The following is a 21185-nucleotide window of genomic DNA, read 5'->3' as shown; positions in this document are numbered from 1 at the left end:
AGTGAGCATGAGCGAGTCGCGAGAATACGGTGTCGCCGGCGTCCGGGGACTCAACATGGCCCGGGAATGGTCCAACGACCGGCCGCGCTACGTGGCCGTCCTGGTCCATGGCTACGGCGAGCACATGGGCCGGTACGAGCACGTGGCCGACCGGCTCGTACGGCACGGCGCCGCGGTCTACGGCGTGGACCATGTCGGTCATGGCAAGTCGGAGGGCGACCGGGTGCTGATCGTGGACTTCGAGGACGTGGTCACCGACGTGCACGAGCTCGCGGAACGCGCCCGGGCGGATCATCCCGCCGTGCCCGTGGTGGTGATCGGCCACTCGATGGGAGGCATGATCGCCGCTCGCTACGCCCAGCGTCACGGCACCGGCCTGGCCGCGCTCGTGCTGTCCGGGCCTGTGATCGGGAGCTGGGAGCTCGTGTCCACGCTGCTCTCCTTCGACGAGATTCCCGACATGCCCCTCGACCCGGCCATCCTGTCTCGCGATCCGTCGGTGGGAGCGGCCGCCACCGCCGACCCTCTGGTGTGGCACGGGCCGTTCAAGCGGGCCACGCTGGAGGCGTTCGCCGAGGCCCTGACCACGATCTCCAAGGGCGGCACGTTCGGGTCACTGCCGACGTTGTGGCTGCACGGGGAGGACGACCAGCTTGTGCCGATCGCTGCCAGCCGGGACGGGATCGACGCCGTGCGGGGGAGTGACCTGACCGAGCGGATCTACCCCGGCGGCAGGCACGAGGTGTTCAACGAGACCAACAAGGACGAGGTCCTGGATGACGTCACCGCTTTCCTCGACCGCGCCCTGGCCGTCCGCAACCCGTAGCGTGGCCGGGCCGGTGGGCCCGCCGTGCTGGTCCGGGCGGTGGCGCTAGCGGGGCGTGCCCGCGCTCGGGACGAACGCGGCGCCGTGGCCGGGGACCACGATGTCGGCCACCGCCAGTACCCGCTCACGGCCGAGATGCAGGGCGTCGAGATCGACGGCGTGCCTGTCCCCGGCGGACGTGGCGGTGTTCCAGAGGTGGGTGAAGGCGACGACCCCGTCCGGGGTGCCGACGAGCGTGGTGATGTCCTCGTGCGTGTGCCCGGGCGTCCTGATCAGCTTGATCGACGGGGTGAGCTCGTAGCCCTCGGCGTCACGCCAGGTCCACTGGTCACCGTGGTAGATCGCCCAGTGGTCATGGAATCTGGCATCCGGGAACAACGCCGCGTTCAGCGTGTGGTCGGGATGATGATGGCTGAAGACGACGTCGCTCACGGACTCGGGCTCCACGCCCATCGCCCGCAGCGGATCGAGAATGAGCGAACGGTTCTTGACCATGCCCGGATCGGTCACCAGGCGGATCTCGCCGTCCTGGACGTATCCGACCGTGCTCGCCACGCCGTCGCTGCCGTATCCCTCGTACAGGACGACGTACGACGCTGTCCTGCTGGCCGGAAGGTCGCTCATGAGTCGCCCTCTCAGGTGGAAAATGTCGATGACAGCATGGAGGCCCGGTCCGGGGAGCGACAGTAGCGGTGCTGCCGATAACAGCACTTTTACTGCCAATCCGGCCACCGGCTGCCAGGCCGCCGCCGCAGGTCAGCGGCACGGCGAGCAGAATGGCGGATGCCGTCCCTCCGCCACGGGTGACGTGAGCCACGCGCGGCCGATTCGCCCGGCTCAACTCGCTGAAAGGGAGTCGAAGTGAGTCGTCATGGTCGCCCGGACGCGGTCGCCCCGCCTCAGGGGGTGGCGGGTGAATTCGCCGTCCACGCCGGTTCGATGTTCGACGGGTTCACGAGGTCGGGGCCGGCGACGGTGCATGTGCGGGGAGGCCGGATCACGGCGGTGGACCGGACGGGTTCACGCCCGTCAGACAGGTATGTGGTCGACCTGGGCGCGGATGCGTGCCTTCTGCCGGGTCTCATCGACACCCACACGCACCTGGCCTTCGACTCCGGGAACGACCCCGTGGCGTCGTTCGTCGCGGCGGACGACGAGCGGATGCTGACGGGCATGCGGGCAGCGGCACGCACGGCACTGCTTGCGGGGATCACCACGGTCCGGGATCTCGGCGCCCGGGATTTCCTCGCGCTGACAGTGGCGGAGGAGACCCTCAGGACTCCGGAGGCCGGGCCCGAGATCCTTGCCGCGGGGCCGCCGATCACCACGTTCGGCGGGCACTGCCACTTCATGAACGGCGAGGCGGAAGGCCGCGGCCAACTGATCGACGCCGTCCGCGAACGGCACGACCGCGGCTGCGCGGTAGTCAAGATCATGGCGAGCGGCGGCCAGATGACGCGGGGCTCACGCGCGTACCTCTCGCAGTACGGCCAGGAGGACCTGCGGATCGTCGCCGACGAGGCTCACCGTCTGGGCCTGCCGGTGGCCGCGCACGCCCATGGCAACGAGGCGATCACGGACGCCCTCGCCGCCGGGGTGGACACCTTGGAGCACGTCAGCTTCTCGGGCGAGAAGGGGATCGACGAGGACGCCGCGTTGGTGGAACGTCTGGCCGGTAGCGGCGCCTTCCTGAGCCTGACGCTGGGCACCCGCGGGACTCTGCCGCTGGAGGTGCGGCAACATCTCGAACCCCGGCTCGACAGCAGGCGGAAGGTGCATCGCGAGCTGGTCAGGTTGGGCGGCCGGGTGGTCGTCGGCACGGACGCCGGCATCTTTCCGTCGAAGCCGCACGACGTCCTGCCGCACAGCGTCGAGGAGTTGAGGAACCTGGGCTTGCCGCCGGCGGCGTCCTTGGCCGCGATGACCAGCCAGGCGGCGATCGCCTGCGGCGTCGAGGGACGCAAGGGCCGGATCAGTGCCGGCGCCGATGCCGATTTCGTCGTCGTGGGCGGCGATCCCCTTCGCGACCCCGCCTCCCTGCTCGACGTTCGCGCGGTCTTCCGCGCCGGCGTTCGCGTACGCTGACGCTCGCTCAGGCTCGTTCATCGACCAGCGCCAGAGCCCTGTCGTCGGCGGCGAAGCCGGTGTTCGCGGTCGCGGGAGGATGCTCCAGGTGCCAGCGCACGGACCGGGTGATGGCGACGGCAGGATCGGCCGGCTCGAAACCCAGGAGGGACCGCGCCTTCTGGCTGCTCACCAGCAGATGCTGGACGGTCTTGCGGGTGACGTCGAGGTCATCGGGCAGCAGGTCGTCCGGCACGTCCACCAGTTCGGCTTCGTGCCCGGCCGCGGCGAGGATCGACCGCATCCAGCCCCGGATGGTGAAGGTCGCCGCTTCACCGACGTTGAACACCTCCCCGGCACTGACCGCCGGCCGGTCCAGCGCGAGGAGCATGGCCGCCACGGCGTCGTCGACGTGGAGCCGGGGAAGCAGCGTGGCGCCGGGACCGGCCGGAATGCGCGTGCGCTTCGCCCGCACCCGTCGCAGCACGAACTCCTCGCGTTGCTGGGGGTCGCGCGGGCCGTAGATCATCGCCAGCCGGAGCGCGGTGCCGTTACGTGCCAGGTAGGCCGGTTCGACGTCCAGCTTTTCGTAGTGGTAGTCGTCCGCCTCCCTGTCGGTGCCACGATAGGGGTAGCGGCTGTGGCGCAGCGGACTTTCTTCGGTGAGCGGGACCGGCATCGGTGTGTCGTCGGCCGCCAGATACAACTCATAAGAGCGGTAGACGTCCATGCTGGAGAGCACGACCAGATGAACGTCCGGTAGATAGGACAGAACCGCGTCCACATCGCCGCGGGTGAGCGCGATGGTGTCGACCACGGCGTCCGGGCCGAATGCTTTCACCTGGCCGGCGACCGTCGAGAAATCCCGGCGGTCCACGTGAATATGAGCACATTCCACGAGATCGGCCGGCTCGGTGCGTCCTCGATGAATCACCACCACTTCGTCGCCGCGCGCGGCCAGGGTTTCGACCAGGTGACGCCCGATGAATTCGGTCCCGCCGATGACAGCAATTCGCATGAAGTTTATCCGATCAGATCTTCGTGTTATGCGTCAACATTTCTTCGCTGCCGGCGGAATCCGGCATGTTTGAGAAAACGCGATAAATGGATGGCGGGCGTGGTTTCGGCTGGGAGAGACTCGGTGCATGAATGAGTCATGGATGCTCGACGAGCTGGTGCACGCGGGCCCGGAACACCTCGACCCGGCGTTCGTCGCCGGCTTCGACCGTAAACAGGGGTATCCCGATCCCGCAGAGGATCTGGCGGTCTTCGCCGATCACGGCCTGGCCGATGACGCGACCGTGGTGGATCTCGGATCCGGGACGGGGCAGTTCGCGCTGGCGGCGGCCACCCGGTTCGGGCGGGTCGTGGCGGTCGATGTCTCGGCCGCCATGGTGGAACGGCTGCGTCAGCGGGCCGCCGATAACGCGCTGTCGAATCTCGAATGCGTGCAGGCGGGATTCTTGAGCTACGAGCACGCGGCCCCGCTGGCGGACGGCGTGTTCTCGCGCCATGCCCTGCACCAGTTGCCGGACTTCTGGAAGACGCTCGCGCTGGAGCGGATCGCCCGGATGCTGCGGCCCGGCGGGGTGCTGAGGCTGTGCGATCTGATCTATGACTTCCATCCGTCACAGGCGGAGGAGGTGTTCGAACGCTGGCTCGACGGCGCCTCCGCCGATCCGGGCGCGGGCTATACGCGAGACGACTACATCGAGCACATCCGCACGGAGCACAGCACCTTCCGGTGGCTGCTGGAGCCGATGCTGGCCGCCGCCGGTTTCGAGATCGTGGCCGTGAAGTTCCGCGGGCCGGTGTACGGCGCCTACACCTGCATCAAGCGCTGAGCGGGGCTGCGTCCACCCGATCAGCGGCAGGTCACAGGGATCGCCCCCGTTCCCCTGTGGCGGGGAACGGGGGCGATCCTGGCGCGGTCTCGATTACTTCACGACCACCGGCAAGGTGATGAAGCTCTTGCTGATGTCGACGTCGAAGACGGTCCGGGGCCAGGGCTCGTTGCCCGGCTCGGGAGCGTACGAACACCAGTCGGTGCCAGGGACCTCCATGATCGTGCAGTTCGTGCCCGCGACGACCAGGCCGAGGCGGTGCCCTGACCTGAACACGTAGTCGTCCGGCTTCAGCTTCAGCTTGTAGGTGTAGAACGTGTCCGGCCTGACCGGCACATCCTGGAGGAAGGTCTCCCGGTTTTCGGTGTCGATCGTCACCTTGGACACGATCTCGAACGGCCGGGTCTGGACGTCGTGCTCGTAGACGGGATAGCAGCCGGTGTCGGAGGAGGTACCCCGCCCGATGCACTCCGAGCCGGTCGTCTCCTTGATTCCGGTGCTGTAGGTGTCCTCGTCGGCGATGGTGTAGGAGTCGGTGCCGTAGTCCACCAGGAACGCCGACAGGGGGGTGCCCGACGCGCTGGCCTTCACCGTCAGTGACACCTCGGCCGTCCCGCTGATGCGCAGGTCCTCGGTCAGCGGCCGGCCCAGAAGAGCCAGCCTGGTGGAGGACTGGCGCTCGGGGTCGGACACGATGTCACTTTCCCGCTGCTCGTACTTCTCGTCGATGGAGGCGTACCGCGCACCGGGGGGAAGAGTCTCGCTCATCCCGTTCAGCCACAGCTTCTTCGTCGCGTTCGCGACCGGCCAGGAACCGTACGTTTCCCACCTGTCGGGAGTGCGCTCGACCTGGACCTTCGGCTCCTTCATGATGCCGTTGTCGATGCCGAGCAACCAGTGGTCGAGCCAGCGGTGGATCTGCGGCAGCCAGTGCGTGCGGTGCGAGTCGATCGGGTCGACGTGCGCCTTCTCGGTGAGCATGAGCCTGCTCGGCACGCCGGCCGTGCTGACCGCCTTCCACCAGTCCAGACCCGTGTCCGGGGTGACGTTCCAGTCGTTGAGGCCGTGCACCATGAAGACACTGGCCTTGATCTTCGCGGCGGCGGCGTGGTAGTCACGCTCGGCGAACCACGACGTGTAGGTGCCGTTCTCCTCGTCGGTCTGCGCGGGGATCTCGTCGTAGATGGCGGCACACCGCTGCGGGTCCAGTTTGGAGGTGTTGCCGTCCGCCCGGGCGGTCCAGCGCGGGTAGTCGACGAACCGGGGCAGGCCACCGGTGCGCAGGTAGGGATACCAGCTGCCGAAGGTGGCGATCGGTACGATCGTCTTCAGGTTGGGCACGTCCATGGTGGCCACCATGTTGGCCAGGATGCCGCGGTGTGAGCGGCCCACCATGCCGACCCTGCCGGTGTCCCACGTGGCCTCCACCTGCCGGCCGGCCTTGTCCGTCGCCTTCGCCCGGCCGTCCAGCCAGTCCAGGGCAGCCTTTACGCCCAGGATCACCTCTTTGCCGTCGACCGTCGCGCATCCTTCGGAATAGCGGGTGCCCGGCATGTCCACCTGCACCACGGCGTAGCCGCGTGGCACGAAGTAGTTGTCGTAGTACTCCGGGAACCGGGTCGGGACGCCGTCGTCCTCGGGGTCCTTGTAATCGTCCTTCGGGCCGGGCCGGTAGCGCCTGTCGTGAGCCTGCGCGCTCGAACCCGCTTCGGGCGCGAAGTACGGGCTCGCCTGGAAGATGACCGGCACCTTGAGACCGGACCCGGTCTCCTTGGGGCGGATGATGTCCGCGACGATTCGATCGTTGCGTCCGTCGCGGTCGCCGTCGACCGGCGCCTCGACGTAAACGGTCTCGCGGATGGCCTCGGCGTAAGAGAATCGCGGTTCGCCAGCGCTGTTGCCGACCGGGGTCCCGGCGCCCGCGGATGCGGCGCCGGGCAGGGCCGTGCTCAGCAGGATTCCCGTTGCCAGTGCCACTAACTGTCGTTTCGACAAATCCATGCTCCGTTTGTCATGACGAACAGGACGGCTGGAACTTACCAGCGGCGACAGCGGTCGATTGTGCTGTGCCGCCGGAATTCGCATTTTCCTGAGTGTGGAGTCTGCAGCCTCGGACAGCATGGCATCTCCCCGTGACCGGCGACGAGCACGATGAGCGCCAATTGTCACCGCATATCTGCCAGGAACGCGCGGGAGATCTTGCTCACGCGGCGGGCCTGACAGATGGTTGTCAGATCTGTGGCCATGAAGAAACGCATAATGCCGGAGTTTCAGCACGTCGATTGGGAATCGTATGAGACGTATCTCCCTGCTCGCCGGAGTCATCGCACTGTGCACCGCCATGAGCGGCAGCCCCTCGCTTGCGTCGCTCGTTGAAGAGACGAAGGAGAGCCTGCGGTTCGGCGCGTGCCCGCAGGACCTGGCCGGCGCCTACCCTCATCTCGACTGCGCGACGCTGCAGGTGCCGCTGGATCACAGCCGCCCCTTCGGGGAGCAGGTGAGTGTGACCGTGTCGAGGGCGAAGGCGACGAATCCGGCCAAGCGCCGGGGTGTGCTGTTCTTGAATCCCGGAGGGCCCGGCCAGGGCGCCGCCGACTACGCCGGCAGGCTGACCCTGCCGTCGTCCACCGGCCAGACCCGCATCCCCGCGCCTGTCCTGGAGATGTACGACGTCATCGGGATGGACCCCCGTGGCGTGGCGCACTCCACACCGATCTCCTGCGGTGATCCCGCCATCTGGAGCTCGCCGCTCCCCGACCCCGACGCCGTGTCGGAGCGGCAGAACTGGTGGAAGCTGCTGGGCGCGTTCGCGGAGTCCTGCCGGCGGAACGCCGGCGACATGCTGCCGTTCTTGAACGGAAAGACCGTGGCCCGCGACATGGACCGCCTCCGCGAGGCGCTCGGTGAGGACAAGATCAGCTACCTCGGCTACTCCTACGGCACCTATCTGGGCATCGCCTACGCCTCGGCCTACCCCCACCGTCTGGACCGCGTCATCCTGGACAGTGCCGTGGACCCGACCCCGGTCGAGATGGCCTATCGGGGCTGGGCCGTGCTGGGTCAGAACGCGGCGATGCACAAGCGGCGTGACACCTACTTCGAGTGGGTCGCCCGCTACGACGACTTCTTCGGCCTGGGGACGACCAAGGACGAGGTACGGGCAGCCTGGGACACGGTGATCGCCGAGCTGCGGCGCGCTCCTCGCGGGCACGGGGGACCGGCCGAGTTCATCATCATGACCTTCGACCACATGTACACCGAAAGCGGTTGGCAGAGACTGACGCAAGCGATCAGCGACTTCGTCAAGCGCGACGATGACACTCTGCTCAAGACGCTCATGCCGAACATGGGAGGACCGGGCACCGAGAGCTTCCTGGCCCTCTTCAACGCGGTGAGCTGCACGGACTCTCCCTGGCCGGCCGACCGCTCCACCTGGGAGCGGGATGCGGAAGAACACGCGGGCAGATACCCGGGCTACGCCGTCTGGTACAACTCCTTCTACAACGCCGCGTGTGCGGCGTGGCCGGTTCCCGCCCAGCAGCGGGCGCTGCCTGACGCGACGAAACTGCCCCCCATGCTGATCTTCAGTTCCGAAGGCGACCCGGCGACCCCTCACGAGGGCGCGAAGGCCCTGCGCGGGCTGCTGCCGTCGTCGCGGCTGGTGACCGAGGTGAACGCGGGCAAGCACGGCGTCTTCGCCGGCCCCTTCGCCCAGGCCAATCCGGCGGCCAATCAGCTGGGCTCGGACTATCTCGTCACGGGCGCGCTGCCCGCGCAAGACGTTTCGGTCCCCGGCCACCCGTTCCCCGTGCCCACCCGGCAATCGGCGAGCGAAGCTCTCGCGGAGGCGGGGGCCGCGAAACTCCGCCTGGGCGTCGAATAGCCGGATGACCTGAGACCGGCCGGCGGACGAACGGGTCGTCCGCCGGCCGATCGGGTCATGCTCGGCAGGGGGATCAGGACGCCGTGCTCAGCTTGGGCAGGAGCGAGGAGATCGCGTCCAGCGCTCCCACGCGGACCACGTAGCGGGTGACGCCCCAGCGCCGCTCGTGCTCCCGGATGGCGGAAAGGATCTCCTGCTCCGTGCCGGCGAGGACGAAGGGCGAGGCCAGCACCTCGGCCTCGGCGATCCCGGTGCGTCGGGCGATGTCGGCGACCGAGGCGCCGGCGTCGTCCGTCACGTGGACGTGCTGCACCAGCGCCTCGAAGGCCGGCGGGTTGTCGCGCCCCGCGGCACCGTTCGCGACGTGTTCCAGTTGCGCCTCGATCTCGTGCGGGCGCCAGCGCACCTCATGACTGTGCCCGTCCGGGAGGGTGCGCCCGAAGCCTGTCAGGCCGACGACGTCAGCGTGCGCGCCCGCCCAGCGCAGGAGGCGGGAGTTGGCCCCTCCGACGGTCAGCGGGATCCTCTTCTGAACAGGCCTCGGCTCGCTCAGCCGCGCGGACCGGGCCACCAGTTCCGGCGTGTCGACGTTGACCTCCTCGCCGTCGAGCAACGCCATGACGGCTTCGGCCACGGCGGTGCACCGCGCCACCCTGCCGCTGACGTCGGGACGGCTGCGGCCGACCGCGTCCCACTCCCCGGGTGTATGCCCGGCTCCCAGCCCGAGGCGGGCGCGCCCGTGGGAGAGAACGTCCAGCGTGGCGACATCTGCGGCAAGGAGCAGCGGCTCGCGAATGCCCGCGTTGGAGACGTACGACCCGAGACCGATGCTCGAAGTGACCGACGCGGCTGCCGCGAGCGCGACGAACGGCGAGGCAGTGACGCCCGGGTGGTCGGCGGCGAGCAACGCGTCGAAGCCCGCGGCCTCGCACCGTCGTGCGAGGTCAGTCCAGGAGTCGACCTGAGGAAGATTGGCCTGGAGAGCGAATGTGGTCATAGGGGGAGGATGTCGCACGTGGGGTCAAGCTCGACAGAACATCGTCCCGGTTCCGCTACAAGCAAACTCGCCGCCCGGCAGGCTGCGGGACGGCGGCGGAAGCACGGGAACGACGCGTCACTCGGATCTTGAGGCCGTCGCGGACACGGGCCGGTCAGTGGTCAGCTCGGGAAGCACCGTGTCCGGGGCAGGATCGCGACCCGCGGAGCGGGGCGCGGGATCGGAGCAATCACCTCGGCAGTATCCGTTGGTGATGATCAGCCGGCCCCGGGAGGGCGTGTAGGCGGCGGTGCTCGCGCCGGCGGTCACACCGTGGCAGGTCGGGCAGGTGAGTGGCTGGTCGGCTGTCATGGACGCTCCTTGAGGGCGTGGCGCGGGCAGGGACGGACAAGAGCACACGCACGCGCCTCGCCGAGCGTCTCCGATCTCTCCTGCTCGGTCAGGACGGTGGTGAGGCGTACGGTCACGGACCGAATCATGCCGGACGCCACCGACAATTCTCCCCGGGGCATCCGAGCGGAGCCCGCACGGCGGCACCCTCGTACAGGACCCCGTTCCGTACGAGGACATCGCCCCGGCAGATTCCGCCCGCTCGCCCGATTCAGGACCCGGGGCGTCCGGCCGCCGCGATGGCGGCGTACTCCCGTTCCAGAGCCTTGGCCGGGCTGCTGTGCCAACCGGCGGCCATGGTCTGCGACATGGCGTCGGGGAAGATGTCCTCCTCCTCCTTCTCCACGCCGTCGAAGATGGCTCGCGCGACCGATTCCGGCGAGGCCTTCGGGGCGTCGTACCCTCGGCTCATGTCGGTGTCGGTCGGGCCGGTGAGGACGGCGTGGACGGTCACCCCCTGGCCGGCGAGGAGCATCCGCTGCGCCTGCGTCAGGGAGAACGCGGCCGCCTTCGAGATCGAGTAGGCCGGGATGATCGGCAGCGGGGCCAGGGCGGCCACCGCCAGATTGTTGACGATGGCGCCGCGCGAGCGGACCAGCAAGGGCAGCAGGGCCTGCGTCACACCGTGGAGGCCGAACAGGTTGACGGCCAGATGCTGTTCGAGCACGGCGCGGTCGCTGAGATCGTCGTAGCGTGCGACTCCGGCGTTGTTGACCAGGATGTCGAGTGCGGACACCCGCTGGACGGCCTGCTCCGTCTGCGCCGCGTCGGTCACGTCGAGGACCAGGGGGACGACCCGCTCGTCCGGGTGGGTGAAGGGTTCACGCGCGGCGGCGTACACCTGCTGGGCGCCCCTGCGCAGCGCCTCCTCCAGCAGTGCCTGCCCGATCCCCCGGTTGGCGCCGGTGACCAGAACGTTCTTGCCCGTGATCGTGGTCATCGGGCGCCGCCCGATCCGGTGCTCATGGCCTGAGATGACCAGATGTCCTCGATAGCTTGCATCATGCAAGGCACCCTAGTCGTGGACGCTTTCATGATGCAAGCTTGTCCAGTAGGGTGGGCGCATGCTGGGGAAGACCTACGAATCCCAGGTGTGCTCGATAGCACGCAGCCTGGAGGTCATCGGCGAACGCTGGAGCCTGCTGCTCGTTCGCGACGCCCTGTTCGGAGGGGCGACCCGCTACAGCGACTTCCAACGCAACCTGGGCATCGCGACCAATGTCCTCAAGGCTCGCCTCGACGGTTTCGTCGAGGCCGGGATCATGCGGCGCCACAGGTATTCCGAGCACTCCGAGCTGTACGAGTACCTGCTGACCGACAAGGGGCGGGCGCTCGCGCCGGCGCTGGTCGCGCTCTCGGAGTGGGGCGACCTGTGGGCGACCGACGGGGAACCGCCCAGGCTCTACACGCACTCGGTGTGCGGTGCCGGCATCGTCCAGCAGACGGTGTGCGCCCGCTGCGGTCACGTGGACGACCCGGCCGAGATCCGGTCCACGGCCCGGCCCGGCACGCATCGATCAGGAGATCGCCATGGGTCACGTCTTTCAGCTGACGTTCCAACTCGACCTGCCGGTCGAGCGGGCCTGGCAGGCGTTCACGACGCCTGAATACCTGGAAGCCTGGCTCGGCGCCGTCGTGGAGTGCGACATCCGGCCCGGCGGCCGGATCCGCTTCGCCATCCCCGGTCACGGCGAGCTGACCTGGCTGATCGACCACGTGGAAGAGCACAGGAAGCTGGTGTGGCTGGAGCCGCCCGCGGCGGTCCCGAGCGAGCGCCGGACGACGGTGAGCTTCGAGGAGACCGCCGGCGGCACCCGGGTGCGCATCGAGGAGGCCGGATTCGGCCACGGCGACGCGTGGCAGGGGCATCTCGACGGCACCCGCCAGGGGTGGACGCACAGTCTGGCGGGGCTGCACCTCTACCTGCGCACGGGCGTCAAGCTCGACCGGATGAACACCTTCAGGGCCGACCTGGGGCTGCACCTGATCGACACGCCGGCCGGCCCCGAGGTGGTGAGCGTGACGCCCGGCGGACCCGGCGACAAGGCCGCGCTGCGCCAGGGCGACATCGTGGTCCGGCTGAACGCCGCGCCGGTCTTCGGCATCGGCGACGTCTGGCTCTTCTGCCGCGAGCACGCGGAGGGCACGGCGGTCGGCGTCACCGTCGTCCGCGACGGGACCCTGCTCACCTCCCAAGCCGTCCTGGCGCCCTTCAGTGGTGGGGAGTAGACGCGAAACCGTCGTCCAGGGCCCGCAACGCCTGCGCCGGACGCTAGCCGGTCGGCGTTCGGCAGCCCACCAGGTCCAGCGGGTACGGCGCCCGTCCGCCCGGCTCGCCGCCCTGGTCGTGCAGGCGGGCGGCGAGCCGGGCGTGCAGGTCCGTCAGCCGCTCGATCCGCTCGCTCAGGACCGCCAGCCGATCCTGGGCCACTCGCAGCGCCACCTCGCACATCCCGGCGTCCAGGACGGTGAAGGTGAGGGGCACCGGCCGGTCCAGCAGCGGGACGAACATGCGGATGTCCTCCACGGTGAACCCGCTCCTCAGCAGCTCGCGGATGTTGCGCACGCGCGCGATGTCCGTCTCGCTGTAGTCGCGGTATCCGGCCGAGGTGCGCCGGGTCTCCAGCAGGCCCTGCTGTTCGTAGTAGCGCAGCGCCCGTGTGGTGATGCCCGCGGCCCGTGCCGCCTGACCGATCAGCACCGGTAAGCCTCCATTTCTACAGCCTCACCACGACTTCTACAGTCTCACCACGACCGTACCGGTGTGCGCGCCCTCCAGAAGTCCGGTCAGCGCGGTCGGAGCCTGCTCCAGCCCGTCGAACACCGCCTGCGCGACGGGCAGCAGGCCGCGCCGCGACCACTCGCCGATCTCCTGGCCGGCTCGCGCCAGCGCCTCAGGATGGTCACGCGGGGTGAATCCGCGCAGCGTGATCCGCTTGGCGACCAGTGTCGGAAGATCGATCCCGGTGGCCCGGTCCTGGGAGTCCAGGGTGCCGATCGCCATGATCCTGGCGCCGGGATTGGCGGCCTCCAGCACAGCCTGCAACTGCGGGCCGCCTGTCAGGTCGAGATAGACGTCCACTCCCTTCGGCGCGGCACTGCGCAGCGCCGCGACCAGATCGGCGTCCCCGCGGTCGAAGGCCGCGTCGAAGCCCGCGTGCCCGGTCAGCCACGCCACCTTGCTCGCCGAGGCGCTGCCCACCACCCGGCCCGCGCCGAGGAGCCGGGCCAGCCGCCCCGCCATGGTGCCGATGGACCCGGCCGCGCTGGAGACGAACACCGTCTCCTCCGCACGCAGCGGCGCGAGGCTCAGCGCGGCATGGGCCAGCTCGGCCTGCGACAGCTGCAGCGCCGGATCGGCGTCTGCGGGCAGGACACGCGCCTGCGCCGAGTCGAGGACGGCGTACTCGCGCCAGCCCAGCGGATGGGCCACCAGCGTGCCCGGCGGTAATGCCCCCGCCACCACCTCCCCGACGGCCGGCCCCCACAGGGTCTCTCCCACCCGGTAACTGGGCATGCCCGGCACGCCGCCTGCCAGGAGCAGCCCCATGGCCGCCCGCAGCGCCATCATCCGGTTGCGTACCAGCACTTGATCCGGTTTCGGGTCAGGCAGGACGGTTTCGACGATCTCCAGGCGGTCCGCGGCCGAGCCGGCCGTCGCGGAGCTCACCAGGCGGATTTCCCGTGTACGTGTCATCCGCCCGACGCTAGACCTTGACCCATGCGTCAAGGTCAACTCCCGAGGGCCATCGCCACCGGTCCGGCGTGATCAGGAAACGGCCGGTGGCTTGCCGAGCCCGGCCAGCCGAACCAGGACGACAAAGCCGTCGTCGGTGCCGGGCCAGTGCCGGCGCACGGCCTGAAGCCCGGAACGGCGCACCACCGAGCGGAGCACGGCGATCACGATGACGGCGTCGTCGGCATGGCCCAGGACCGGGATGAAGTCGGGCACCAGATCGATCGGGAAGGCCAGATAGGCCAGCAGCAGGGCGAGCCGGACGCGGACACCGCGCGGCAGCCCGGGATCGGCGGCCAGGCGGCGCACCAGGCGCAGCACGTCGGGCAGCAGCCGCAGCGCCTCACGCAGCAACCCGCCGCGCGGCCGGACGATCGCCAGCGTCGCGATCAGCACCAGCCACGTGACCAGCAGCGCGCCCACGAGCCCGATCAGCAGATCCCAGCCCCAGGTCCCGGTCATCGCCGGCCTCCTTCCTGCCCGACGGCGGAACCGCCCGGCCTCTCGACCTTGGCACAGCGCCTTTCGGGCATCTGCGCTTTCGCGGGCCAGGTCTCACGGGGGCCACGCTGAGGAAACGCCGGGCCGGGCTCAGCGTTGTTGTCCGGGGGCGGGACGTCGGGGCAGGCGGATGAGGGTCTGCTGGCCCGCGGCCACGAGGGTGCGTCGTCCGTCGTGGACCGCGAAGACCTCCAGCCGACAGACGGTCAGGGTGCGGCCGGGTTTGAGGACGGTGCCGATGGCCTCGATGTGGTCGCCGATGGCGGGCGCCAGCAGGTTGATCTTGTATTCGACGGTCAGGACCGCGGTGTCGTCGGGGAACAGGGTGAAGGCGGCGTAGCCGCCGGCGCTGTCGGCGATGGCGCTGGTGGCTCCGGCGTGGACGTAGCCGTCCTGCTGGGTCACCTCGGGCCGGGCGGGCAGGGTGATGACGACGCGGCCGGGGCCGATGTGGGTCAGCTGTGCGCCGAGGTGGCGCATGAGTCCTTGGCGTTCGAAACTCTCCTGGATGCGTGCCCGCACTTCGGGGGTGGCCTGCTCGTTGTCGTCCTGCATCTCGTTCTCGCTTTCGTCGATCGGGCGTTCCTGAGGTCTCGGTCAGGCGGCGAGCTGTTCGGCCGGCAGTACCGCGCCAAGGATGATCATTGCGGCTCCGGAGGGTGCGGGTCACCCCCGGGCCGCCGCGGGGCGGGCGTCCGGGACCAGGCGCGCTCCCGCTCCGGCCCCGGTGTCGACCGCACCGCAGCTGGCCACGCGCCCCAGGCCCAGCACCATGATCTGCGCCTTCACCGGCAGGCCGCGCCGCCCGTACTTCCTGGCGTCGGGTGTCGCCGAGCGCAGGCGGCCGGCGACGGTGGTGTCCTTCGACCTCGGCGACGGCATGGCGCGCTCCTGCGCATCACGTGAACCGCGTGGTCTCCGCGCGGAGTCCTGAAGGGGCGCGTGCTCCTGCTCGGTGACGACGGCTTCGAACAGGGGGGCCACGGCGTGGAATCTGACCGTCAGGCAGCCGGTGGCGGCCGCGGACGTCGATGACGTGGCGGCGCTCGTACGCTACGCGCGGCGGTGGCGGAACCTGCGCGGTGGTGACCGCCCTGGAACTCGAGCTGTATCCCGTGCCGGTCCTGTGCGGCGGGCGGGTGATCCGGCCGGAGCGCCGCGTGAGCTCAGCAGCGGCGCCCCAGGGTGAACGTGGGCTGCTCACCACGGACGCTGAACCAACGGTGTCCTTCAGTGAACGGTGTCGATGGAAGACACCCTTGCGGCCGGTGTGTCACGCAGGCTCGGGGGCGGGCTCCGCGGTGGCAGGCGCGCTCTGGATCGCCGGCGGCTTCAGGAAGCTCGTGGCCAAGGCGACCGGGAAGACGATCACGGCGATGATCAGGCCCGTGAGCACCGCGGACGAGGCGGTGTGGCTGCCGATCGCCATGCCACCTGCGGCCGAGCCGAACGCGATGCCTACGTTGACCGCGGAGGCCGGCAGCGACTGCGCGAGTGCACCGCCGGGGCCGGCGAGGCTCATCACGCGGTACTGCAGCGAGGGCGTCATGGCACCGACGAACAGGCCCAAGGCCAGCAGTGCCAGCGCCGCGAGGGCCGGGGTCGCGCCGATGAGGTAGAGCGCCAGCAGGGAGAGCGCGACGCCGGCGGTCCCGACGACGAGGGTGCGCGCGGCGTTGGTGTCGGCGAACCGGCCGCCGCTGAACGAGCCCGCCGCCGTGGCCGCGCCGTAGGCCAGGAGGAACACGCTGATCAGCGCGCCGGAGACGCCGGTGACGTCCTGCAGGAACGGCACCACATAGGTCAGGGCGGCGTACAGCGCGGCGTACAGGAGGAGGGTCAGGCCCAGCACGGCGAGCACGCGGGGAGCGAAGGCGTGCCTGGCCTGGCCGGCGGCGCCTCGGCCGGTGCTGGGTACTGCCGGGACCAGCGCGAGGGTGGCGATCAGCGCGATCACGGTGAGCGCGACGATCGCGGTGAACGAGCCGCGCCAGCCCAGCGCCTGGCCGACCAGCGTGCCCAGGGGCGAGCCCAGCGCGGCCGATACCGCGACGCCGGAGATGACCACGGATATGGCCCGGCCGACGCGCTCCGGTGGGACGACCGCGATACCGGCGGTGAACGCGGCGCCGATGAACAAGCCCTGCAGGGCTCCGGCGACGACCCGTGCGGCGAGGAACAGGCCGTAGTCGGTGATCAGCACCAGAAGCAGGTTGGCCAGCGTGAACAGGAGGAGGGCGCCGACCAGGACGAACCGCCGGTTCAGTTTGATGGTCAGCGCGGTCAGGATCGGGCCGCCGACGGCCAGGCCCGCTGCGTACGCCGTCACCAGCGTGCCGGCCGTGGCGATGGAGACCTGCAGGTCGGTGGCGATCAGATCGAGGACGCCGACGACGAGCAGTTCGGCGCTGCCCAGCACGAACATGCCGAGGAACAGCGTGGCCAAGGTGAGGTTCGCTCTACCAGGGCTCAGTGCTACTTGCTGGGTATTCATGTCCATCTTCTCTTGTCGTGGTGCGTGGGAACCGCTGTGGATCATTCGGCGGACCGATCGGTCCCGGACCGAGCAGTCCCTATCCTTGAAGCTGGGCTGATGGAATGTCAAGCCCGCCGTATTGCGCACGTTTTATGGACCTATCGGTCCGCTATGCTCGACAGGGGAGGGGAAGATGGCACGAAAGCCCGATCCGGGGACGCGCGACCGCATCTTGAATGTCGCGTCCCGTCTGTTCCGCGAGTACGGCCCGGACGGGGTGGGGCTGCAGCAGATCATCGACGAGTGCGGCTGCGGCAAGAACCTGCTCTATCGCGAGTTCGCCAGCAAGGATGACCTGGTGGTCGCCTACCTTGACCGTTGCAGGCAGGAGTGGGACGCCCTGACCGAGGAGGTGACCCGGCCGTGGCGCGAGGATCCGGCGGGCCAGCTCATCGCCATCGTCGGCGGGGTGGCCGAGCGGGCCGCCGCCCCCGGGTTCCGCGGCTGCCCTCTTCGTAACAGCCTGCCCAGCTTTCCCGACCCCGGCCATCCGGCACGCCGGGTCATCCTGGACTACCACACCGCCATGCGGGTCAACCTGCGCGACCTCGCCGAGCGGGCGGGAGCGCGGGATCCGCGTACGCTGGCCGACAAGATCATGCTGATCATCGACGGCTTGCACGCGAGCGGCCCCGTGCTGGGGGAGGAGGGGGCGGGCGAAGCGGCCGTCGCGTTCGCGAAGGAGGCCGTGAGCGCCGCCGTGGGGGACAGGCAAGGAAGCGAGGAGCTGGTCTGAGGAGCCGCGGGTGCGGGAGGCGCTCACCCCCGCGCGGGTTGAGGGCCGCGCTGGCCGCGCGCCGCTGACGGCCTTCCGGTACGGAGCCGAGAACGGGGTCCGGATCGTCAGCCGGGGGATGGATCACGCCCGCCGGTGAGACGGGCTTCGGCGCATCTGCGGAAGGCGGCGACGAGACGGCTGCGATCGTCGGCCCGGGTGGCGGAGCGCAGCACCGCGAGAGGTTCCGGCCGCGGCGTCCCAGCGGCGATCGCGGCCAAGGTACGCGAGCACCTGGCCTCCGGCGCGTACCACGTGACGCTCCCGCAGCCGATCGGCACCGGCTTCTCGACAGGTGTGCACCGGCCGGAGCACCTCGCCCGGCACCGCGCGAGGTCACCTGACACCCTCGCGTGCCATGGCCAGCTGCGCCATGGGCGAACATCTTCCGCTTTGGGCGATCAGAGGCTGCCACCCGTGAGGCTGGTGGCGATCGTGAGGAGACGAGGCACTCGAGCTGGGATGGACGGAGGCTGACGTCGTGCGATTCGCAAGGTCGGGCGTCGATCTGACGGCACTGCGCAGTCCGGCCTTCCGGCTGATCGCGCCGGCGCAGCTCGGATTCGTGATGGGCGAGCAGGTCCTGGCGGTCGCTGTCACCGTCTCGGTGCTCAGCAGCGGGGGCGACGCGGCCGCGGTCGGCGTCGTGCTCGCCGCCAAGGGCATCGCATCGTTGTGCCTGCTCCTGATCGGGGGAGTCTGGTCCGATCGCCTGTCGCGACGGCACATCCTGACCATCATGCTCGCCGTCAACGCCGTCGCGGCCGGCACCCCCATCGTCGTGGCCGGGCGCGACTCCCGGGTGTGGCTGCTGGCCGGCGTCCTGTTCGTGATCGGCGCGGCCGAGGCGTTCATCCGCCCCGCCTTCAACGCCATCCTGTCCAGCACACTGGACGAGGACCAGCGGGTGTCCGGCCGTGCTCTGATCAATATCTGTACGCGGATGGGAGTCATCGTCGGCCCGGTGCTGGGCACGCTCCTCGCCGGCGGAAGCGAGAGGCTCACCTTCGCGCTGGCGGCGCTCATGTTCGCCGGCAGCGCGCTCACCTTCCGCCGGGTCGCGGAGCCGTCGCGGACGCCGTTTGCCCGCCGTTCGCTGCTCAGGGAGGCGATGGCCGGGGTCGCCGACGCGGGGCGCCGGCCGTGGCTGGCGGCCCTTCTCCTGTTCTCGCCGGTCAGCCTCATGTTCGTCATCGCGCCGACTCAGGTGCTCCTGCCGGTGCTGAGCCGGGACACCTTCGGTTCCTACACGGCCTACGGTACGGCCTTGGCGTGCTATGGCATCGGCGGGCTGATCAGCAGCGTGACGATGATGGCGTGGCGGCCGCGGCGCCCGGGGGTCGTGGCCATGTGCTCGATGGCGTTGTATGCCCTCGTCCCTCTCGGCCTGGTTCATGCCCCCTCGATCTGGGTGCTGTTCTGCTGCTATGTCGTGGCCGGGTTCGGTGTGGAGACCTATGCGCTCTGCTGGGACGTCGCGATGTACCGCGAGGTGCCCGATCAGTTGATCGGGCGGGTCAGCTCCCTGGCCTGGCTCAGTACCTTCGGCCTCATGCCGTTCGGCCAAGCGCTCACCGGGCCGCTGACGGCCCTGACCGGGAACCAAGCCGTCCTCATGAGCGCGGCAGGGCTCGTGCTGGTGATCCCGCCATGCCTGCTCCTCGTCCCTGGGATGACCCGGCTGCGCGGCACGCGTACGCCGAGGCGAAGTCGCCGCCCGGGGCTTGTGGGCGGCGATCGCAACCTGTAGGTTGCCTATTGATGGCAACCGTGAGGTTGCGAAGGAGGGTGGGCATGGATTCGGACGCGATCGTACGGGTGACGGTGCTGCGGCATCCCGTCGAGCGGGTGTGGGCGGCGCTGACCACCGCGGAAGGGCTCTCGCGGTGGTTCGGCTCGGTGGCGGAGATGGATCTGCGGGTCGGCGGGCGCGCGTTCTTCCGCTGGGACGACCTGGGCCAGGAATCCGTCGCCACGATCGCGGTGGTCGACCCGCCACACCGTTTCGCGTTCAGGTGGGCGATCGAGGGCCTGCCGGAGGATGACGCACTCCGGACGCTGGTGGACTTCACCCTGGAGCCGGTGCCGGACGGCACCCGGCTGCGCCTGGTGGAGAGCGGGTTCGCGCAGGCCGCCGCCGACGTGGCCCGGTCCGCCCACAAGGCCAACAGTCAGGGATGGGACGCCGAGCTCGTCGATCTGAAGACCTACCTCGATGCGACCGCCTGAGGTGGAGGGCCAGGCCGTCGCGGTGTTCGCGGCGCTCACCGACCCCACGCGGCGGGCGCTGCTGGAGGAACTGGCCCGCGCCGGGCCCGCAACCGTCACCGATCTGGCGCGGCGGTTGCCGATCAGCCGCCAGGCGGTCGCCAAGCACCTCGGCCAGCTCGCTGAGGCGGGCCTGATCAGCCCCGGCGAACCGACCGGCCGCCGCCATCCCTACCGGCTGGAACCAGCCGCCATTAGAACAGCCCAGGTGTGGCTGGCCAGACTCGCCAACCGATGGGATGACCGGCTGTCCGCGCTGGAAGGCGCTCTGGACGCCACCGACACGAACGAGGAGTCACGCACCAATGAGCAAGCCTGAATTCACCGCCGGCCTGAACCTCGCCATGAAGATTCCCAAGGCGCAGTACGAGGCCACCGTGGCCTTCTACCGCGACACTCTGGGCTTCGACGTCAAGGAGGAGGACGTCTCCTACGCTCCGACCGTCTCGAGAACTCATGCGGTGCGGTTCGGGCCCAACACGCTGTGGCTCGACTGCGTCGACAACTACAGCCGGCCCGACCTGTGGCTGCAGCTCCACACCGATGACCTGGACGCGGCAGCGGGCAAACTGGCCGCCAGCGGTATCCACCCGTGTGACGAGGTCGAGCCCCTGGAGAACCTAGATTCCAGGACCCACTGGATCAAGAACCCGGCCGGTGTCGTGCATCTGCTCACGGAGTCCCGCTGATCCCGATGTCGCGAGCGGTCATCTCCCTGGGGGGAAGGCAGGGCGCACGGCGGCGTCCTGCCAAGGAAGAGGGTTTATCGCGTCGTCTCACACCCAGTCATTGGGATTGGGAGTGGCTCCGGGGTGACCGTCGGAGCTGATCATAACGGCCTGCTCACCCGGCTGAACCGCGGAGAGGGAAACCGCTGTTCCGGACAGAGCCGCAGCGGCAAGCGCCGTTGAGATCAGAATATTGCGAAGTGTGTTGTTCATGGATACCACTTTCTTCCATCAATGAGCTCGACAGCAGTAGTCAGTACCTGCGCCACAAACTATCTTCCCGCGACGTGGCCATCGGGGTTCGGTGCAGGTATTTGGCTGGAACGCGCTGCCGTGTGGCAGAAATTACTTCTCCCGGCGTCCTGGGCGGGAAAGATAAAAGTGACCGAGGTGGAGCAGCCGGCGGTACGACTGAGTCGTGCGGATTTGCGGCCCCGCGCGACGCCGCCGATCCGGCGCAGGGCGGATGGTCCTGGCACTTACCCCGGCTCACCGTACTGACCGTGCCGGACGGGGCTTCCCCCTCGAACGAGGACACCGATTTCAGGCGGCAGACCTCAGGCTATCTGTCGTCTTCTCATAGTCGATCGGGCTGAGCTGGCCGAGCCGGGAGTGCCGCCGGATCGTGTTGTAGCGG

Annotated in this window: 23 protein-coding genes; 11 read left to right on the top strand and 12 right to left on the bottom strand. The window is 69.4% G+C overall.

The features are described from left to right. Positions 1–7: 7 nt before the first annotated feature. Complete coding sequence (locus ADY59_RS22770) at positions 8–826, top strand: alpha/beta hydrolase (RefSeq protein WP_049565271.1); 819 nt, start codon at positions 8–10, stop codon at positions 824–826. A gap of 45 nt (positions 827–871) precedes the next feature. Here ADY59_RS22770 and ADY59_RS22765 read toward each other — a convergent pair whose 3' ends face one another. Next, the gene (locus ADY59_RS22765) at positions 872–1450 is read right to left on the bottom strand and encodes an MBL fold metallo-hydrolase (protein ID WP_049565270.1); all 579 of its coding nucleotides are present in this window, start codon (positions 1448–1450) and stop codon (positions 872–874) included. Between the two features lie 282 nt (positions 1451–1732). On the opposite strand from ADY59_RS22765, the gene ADY59_RS22760 reads away from it, so the two are divergent. Next, positions 1733–2911, top strand: coding sequence for an amidohydrolase family protein (locus ADY59_RS22760; RefSeq protein ID WP_063780744.1), 1179 nt, complete (start codon positions 1733–1735; stop codon positions 2909–2911). Positions 2912–2918: 7 nt separating this feature from the next. Here ADY59_RS22760 and ADY59_RS22755 read toward each other — a convergent pair whose 3' ends face one another. Next, positions 2919–3908: an NAD-dependent epimerase/dehydratase family protein gene (locus ADY59_RS22755; RefSeq protein WP_082310323.1), complete on the bottom strand. Its 990-nt coding sequence runs from the start codon at positions 3906–3908 to the stop codon at positions 2919–2921. Between the two features lie 142 nt (positions 3909–4050). Between ADY59_RS22755 and ADY59_RS22750 the strand changes: the two genes are divergently transcribed. Further along, the gene (locus tag ADY59_RS22750) at positions 4051–4734 is read left to right on the top strand and encodes a class I SAM-dependent methyltransferase (RefSeq protein ID WP_197093792.1); all 684 of its coding nucleotides are present in this window, start codon (positions 4051–4053) and stop codon (positions 4732–4734) included. 93 nt (positions 4735–4827) lie between these two features. Here ADY59_RS22750 and ADY59_RS22745 read toward each other — a convergent pair whose 3' ends face one another. Then, positions 4828–6855, bottom strand: a complete 2028-nt coding sequence (locus ADY59_RS22745) for a CocE/NonD family hydrolase (RefSeq protein ID WP_197093791.1) — start codon at positions 6853–6855, stop codon at positions 4828–4830. Between the two features lie 172 nt (positions 6856–7027). Here ADY59_RS22745 and ADY59_RS22740 point away from each other — a divergent pair, with 172 nt between their 5' ends. Then, positions 7028–8617, top strand: coding sequence for an alpha/beta hydrolase (locus ADY59_RS22740; protein WP_049565265.1), 1590 nt, complete (start codon positions 7028–7030; stop codon positions 8615–8617). Positions 8618–8690: 73 nt separating this feature from the next. On the opposite strand, the gene ADY59_RS22735 is transcribed toward ADY59_RS22740, so the two are convergent. Both ADY59_RS22735 and ADY59_RS22730 read right to left on the bottom strand, forming a co-directional pair. Beyond that, on the bottom strand, positions 8691–9614 hold the full coding sequence (locus ADY59_RS22735) for an LLM class flavin-dependent oxidoreductase (RefSeq protein ID WP_049565264.1): 924 nt from the start codon (positions 9612–9614) through the stop codon (positions 8691–8693). A 601-nt stretch (positions 9615–10215) separates the two neighbouring features. Next, positions 10216–10944: an SDR family NAD(P)-dependent oxidoreductase gene (locus tag ADY59_RS22730; protein WP_049565263.1), complete on the bottom strand. Its 729-nt coding sequence runs from the start codon at positions 10942–10944 to the stop codon at positions 10216–10218. 124 nt (positions 10945–11068) lie between these two features. Here ADY59_RS22730 and ADY59_RS22725 point away from each other — a divergent pair, with 124 nt between their 5' ends. After that, positions 11069–11611: a winged helix-turn-helix transcriptional regulator gene (locus tag ADY59_RS22725; protein WP_082310322.1), complete on the top strand. Its 543-nt coding sequence runs from the start codon at positions 11069–11071 to the stop codon at positions 11609–11611. Continuing rightward, positions 11535–12233 (top strand): SRPBCC domain-containing protein, encoded by a 699-nt coding sequence (locus ADY59_RS22720; RefSeq protein ID WP_049565262.1) that lies wholly within the window; start codon positions 11535–11537, stop codon positions 12231–12233. The genes ADY59_RS22725 and ADY59_RS22720 overlap by 77 nt, the downstream gene beginning before the upstream one ends. A gap of 43 nt (positions 12234–12276) precedes the next feature. On the opposite strand, the gene ADY59_RS22715 is transcribed toward ADY59_RS22720, so the two are convergent. The 6 genes from ADY59_RS22715 to ADY59_RS22690 form a co-directional block, all read right to left on the bottom strand. Continuing rightward, complete coding sequence (locus tag ADY59_RS22715) at positions 12277–12705, bottom strand: MerR family transcriptional regulator (protein ID WP_049565261.1); 429 nt, start codon at positions 12703–12705, stop codon at positions 12277–12279. Positions 12706–12741: 36 nt separating this feature from the next. Continuing rightward, a complete protein-coding gene (locus ADY59_RS22710) occupies positions 12742–13701 on the bottom strand; it encodes an MDR family NADP-dependent oxidoreductase (RefSeq protein ID WP_063780743.1) in 960 nt (319 codons plus the stop codon). A 72-nt stretch (positions 13702–13773) separates the two neighbouring features. Further along, the gene (locus ADY59_RS22705) at positions 13774–14202 is read right to left on the bottom strand and encodes a YkvA family protein (RefSeq protein WP_049565259.1); all 429 of its coding nucleotides are present in this window, start codon (positions 14200–14202) and stop codon (positions 13774–13776) included. Between the two features lie 129 nt (positions 14203–14331). Further along, positions 14332–14796 (bottom strand): PaaI family thioesterase, encoded by a 465-nt coding sequence (locus ADY59_RS22700; protein WP_049565258.1) that lies wholly within the window; start codon positions 14794–14796, stop codon positions 14332–14334. Positions 14797–14907: 111 nt separating this feature from the next. Then, on the bottom strand, positions 14908–15225 hold the full coding sequence (locus ADY59_RS22695; protein WP_156325664.1) for a hypothetical protein: 318 nt from the start codon (positions 15223–15225) through the stop codon (positions 14908–14910). Between the two features lie 289 nt (positions 15226–15514). Then, positions 15515–16687, bottom strand: a complete 1173-nt coding sequence (locus ADY59_RS22690) for an MFS transporter (protein ID WP_197093790.1) — start codon at positions 16685–16687, stop codon at positions 15515–15517. Between the two features lie 223 nt (positions 16688–16910). Here ADY59_RS22690 and ADY59_RS22685 point away from each other — a divergent pair, with 223 nt between their 5' ends. The 5 genes from ADY59_RS22685 (at position 16911) to ADY59_RS22665 (ending at position 20509) form a co-directional block, all read left to right on the top strand. Next, positions 16911–17513 carry a TetR/AcrR family transcriptional regulator gene (locus tag ADY59_RS22685; RefSeq protein ID WP_063780742.1) on the top strand — a complete coding sequence of 201 codons (603 nt, stop codon included), beginning with the start codon at positions 16911–16913 and terminating at the stop codon, positions 17511–17513. 520 nt (positions 17514–18033) lie between these two features. After that, positions 18034–19302 (top strand): MFS transporter, encoded by a 1269-nt coding sequence (locus ADY59_RS22680; protein ID WP_049565255.1) that lies wholly within the window; start codon positions 18034–18036, stop codon positions 19300–19302. A 44-nt stretch (positions 19303–19346) separates the two neighbouring features. Next, positions 19347–19781: an SRPBCC family protein gene (locus ADY59_RS22675; RefSeq protein ID WP_049565254.1), complete on the top strand. Its 435-nt coding sequence runs from the start codon at positions 19347–19349 to the stop codon at positions 19779–19781. Then, positions 19768–20139 carry an ArsR/SmtB family transcription factor gene (locus ADY59_RS22670; protein ID WP_049565253.1) on the top strand — a complete coding sequence of 124 codons (372 nt, stop codon included), beginning with the start codon at positions 19768–19770 and terminating at the stop codon, positions 20137–20139. The genes ADY59_RS22675 and ADY59_RS22670 overlap by 14 nt, the downstream gene beginning before the upstream one ends. Further along, positions 20126–20509, top strand: a complete 384-nt coding sequence (locus ADY59_RS22665) for a VOC family protein (protein WP_049565251.1) — start codon at positions 20126–20128, stop codon at positions 20507–20509. Before ADY59_RS22670 ends, ADY59_RS22665 begins: the two co-directional genes overlap by 14 nt. An 87-nt stretch (positions 20510–20596) precedes the next feature. Here the strand turns inward: ADY59_RS22665 and ADY59_RS50200 are convergent, their stop codons facing one another. Next, positions 20597–20761, bottom strand: coding sequence for a hypothetical protein (locus ADY59_RS50200; RefSeq protein ID WP_156325663.1), 165 nt, complete (start codon positions 20759–20761; stop codon positions 20597–20599). Between the last annotated feature and the right edge of the window lie 424 nt (positions 20762–21185).

The organism is Nonomuraea sp. SBT364 (genome assembly GCF_001083785.1).
Lineage (GTDB): Bacteria > Actinomycetota > Actinomycetes > Streptosporangiales > Streptosporangiaceae > Nonomuraea.
Note: the sequence above shows the minus strand (reverse complement) of the source record. Positions and strands in the feature narration are given on the sequence as shown.

Bases quoted from the DNA above. Each gene is read 5' to 3' on its own strand.
- ADY59_RS22740 (WP_049565265.1), top strand. From the start codon at position 7,028: ATGAGACGTATCTCCCTGCTCGCCGGAGTCATCGCACTGTGCACCGCC.
- ADY59_RS50200 (WP_156325663.1), bottom strand. From the start codon at position 20,761: ATGAACAACACACTTCGCAATATTCTGATCTCAACGGCGCTTGCCGCT.
- ADY59_RS22700 (WP_049565258.1), bottom strand. From the start codon at position 14,796: ATGCAGGACGACAACGAGCAGGCCACCCCCGAAGTGCGGGCACGCATC.
- ADY59_RS22685 (WP_063780742.1), top strand. From the start codon at position 16,911: ATGGCACGAAAGCCCGATCCGGGGACGCGCGACCGCATCTTGAATGTC.
- ADY59_RS22735 (WP_049565264.1), bottom strand. From the start codon at position 9,614: ATGACCACATTCGCTCTCCAGGCCAATCTTCCTCAGGTCGACTCCTGG.
- ADY59_RS22730 (WP_049565263.1), bottom strand. From the start codon at position 10,944: ATGACCACGATCACGGGCAAGAACGTTCTGGTCACCGGCGCCAACCGG.
- ADY59_RS22670 (WP_049565253.1), top strand. From the start codon at position 19,768: ATGCGACCGCCTGAGGTGGAGGGCCAGGCCGTCGCGGTGTTCGCGGCG.
- ADY59_RS22765 (WP_049565270.1), bottom strand. From the start codon at position 1,450: ATGAGCGACCTTCCGGCCAGCAGGACAGCGTCGTACGTCGTCCTGTAC.
- ADY59_RS22745 (WP_197093791.1), bottom strand. From the start codon at position 6,855: ATGCTGTCCGAGGCTGCAGACTCCACACTCAGGAAAATGCGAATTCCG.
- ADY59_RS22755 (WP_082310323.1), bottom strand. From the start codon at position 3,908: ATGCGAATTGCTGTCATCGGCGGGACCGAATTCATCGGGCGTCACCTG.
- ADY59_RS22770 (WP_049565271.1), top strand. From the start codon at position 8: ATGAGCGAGTCGCGAGAATACGGTGTCGCCGGCGTCCGGGGACTCAAC.
- ADY59_RS22675 (WP_049565254.1), top strand. From the start codon at position 19,347: ATGGATTCGGACGCGATCGTACGGGTGACGGTGCTGCGGCATCCCGTC.
- ADY59_RS22725 (WP_082310322.1), top strand. From the start codon at position 11,069: ATGCTGGGGAAGACCTACGAATCCCAGGTGTGCTCGATAGCACGCAGC.
- ADY59_RS22710 (WP_063780743.1), bottom strand. From the start codon at position 13,701: ATGACACGTACACGGGAAATCCGCCTGGTGAGCTCCGCGACGGCCGGC.
- ADY59_RS22665 (WP_049565251.1), top strand. From the start codon at position 20,126: ATGAGCAAGCCTGAATTCACCGCCGGCCTGAACCTCGCCATGAAGATT.
- ADY59_RS22705 (WP_049565259.1), bottom strand. From the start codon at position 14,202: ATGACCGGGACCTGGGGCTGGGATCTGCTGATCGGGCTCGTGGGCGCG.
- ADY59_RS22750 (WP_197093792.1), top strand. From the start codon at position 4,051: ATGCTCGACGAGCTGGTGCACGCGGGCCCGGAACACCTCGACCCGGCG.
- ADY59_RS22720 (WP_049565262.1), top strand. From the start codon at position 11,535: ATGGGTCACGTCTTTCAGCTGACGTTCCAACTCGACCTGCCGGTCGAG.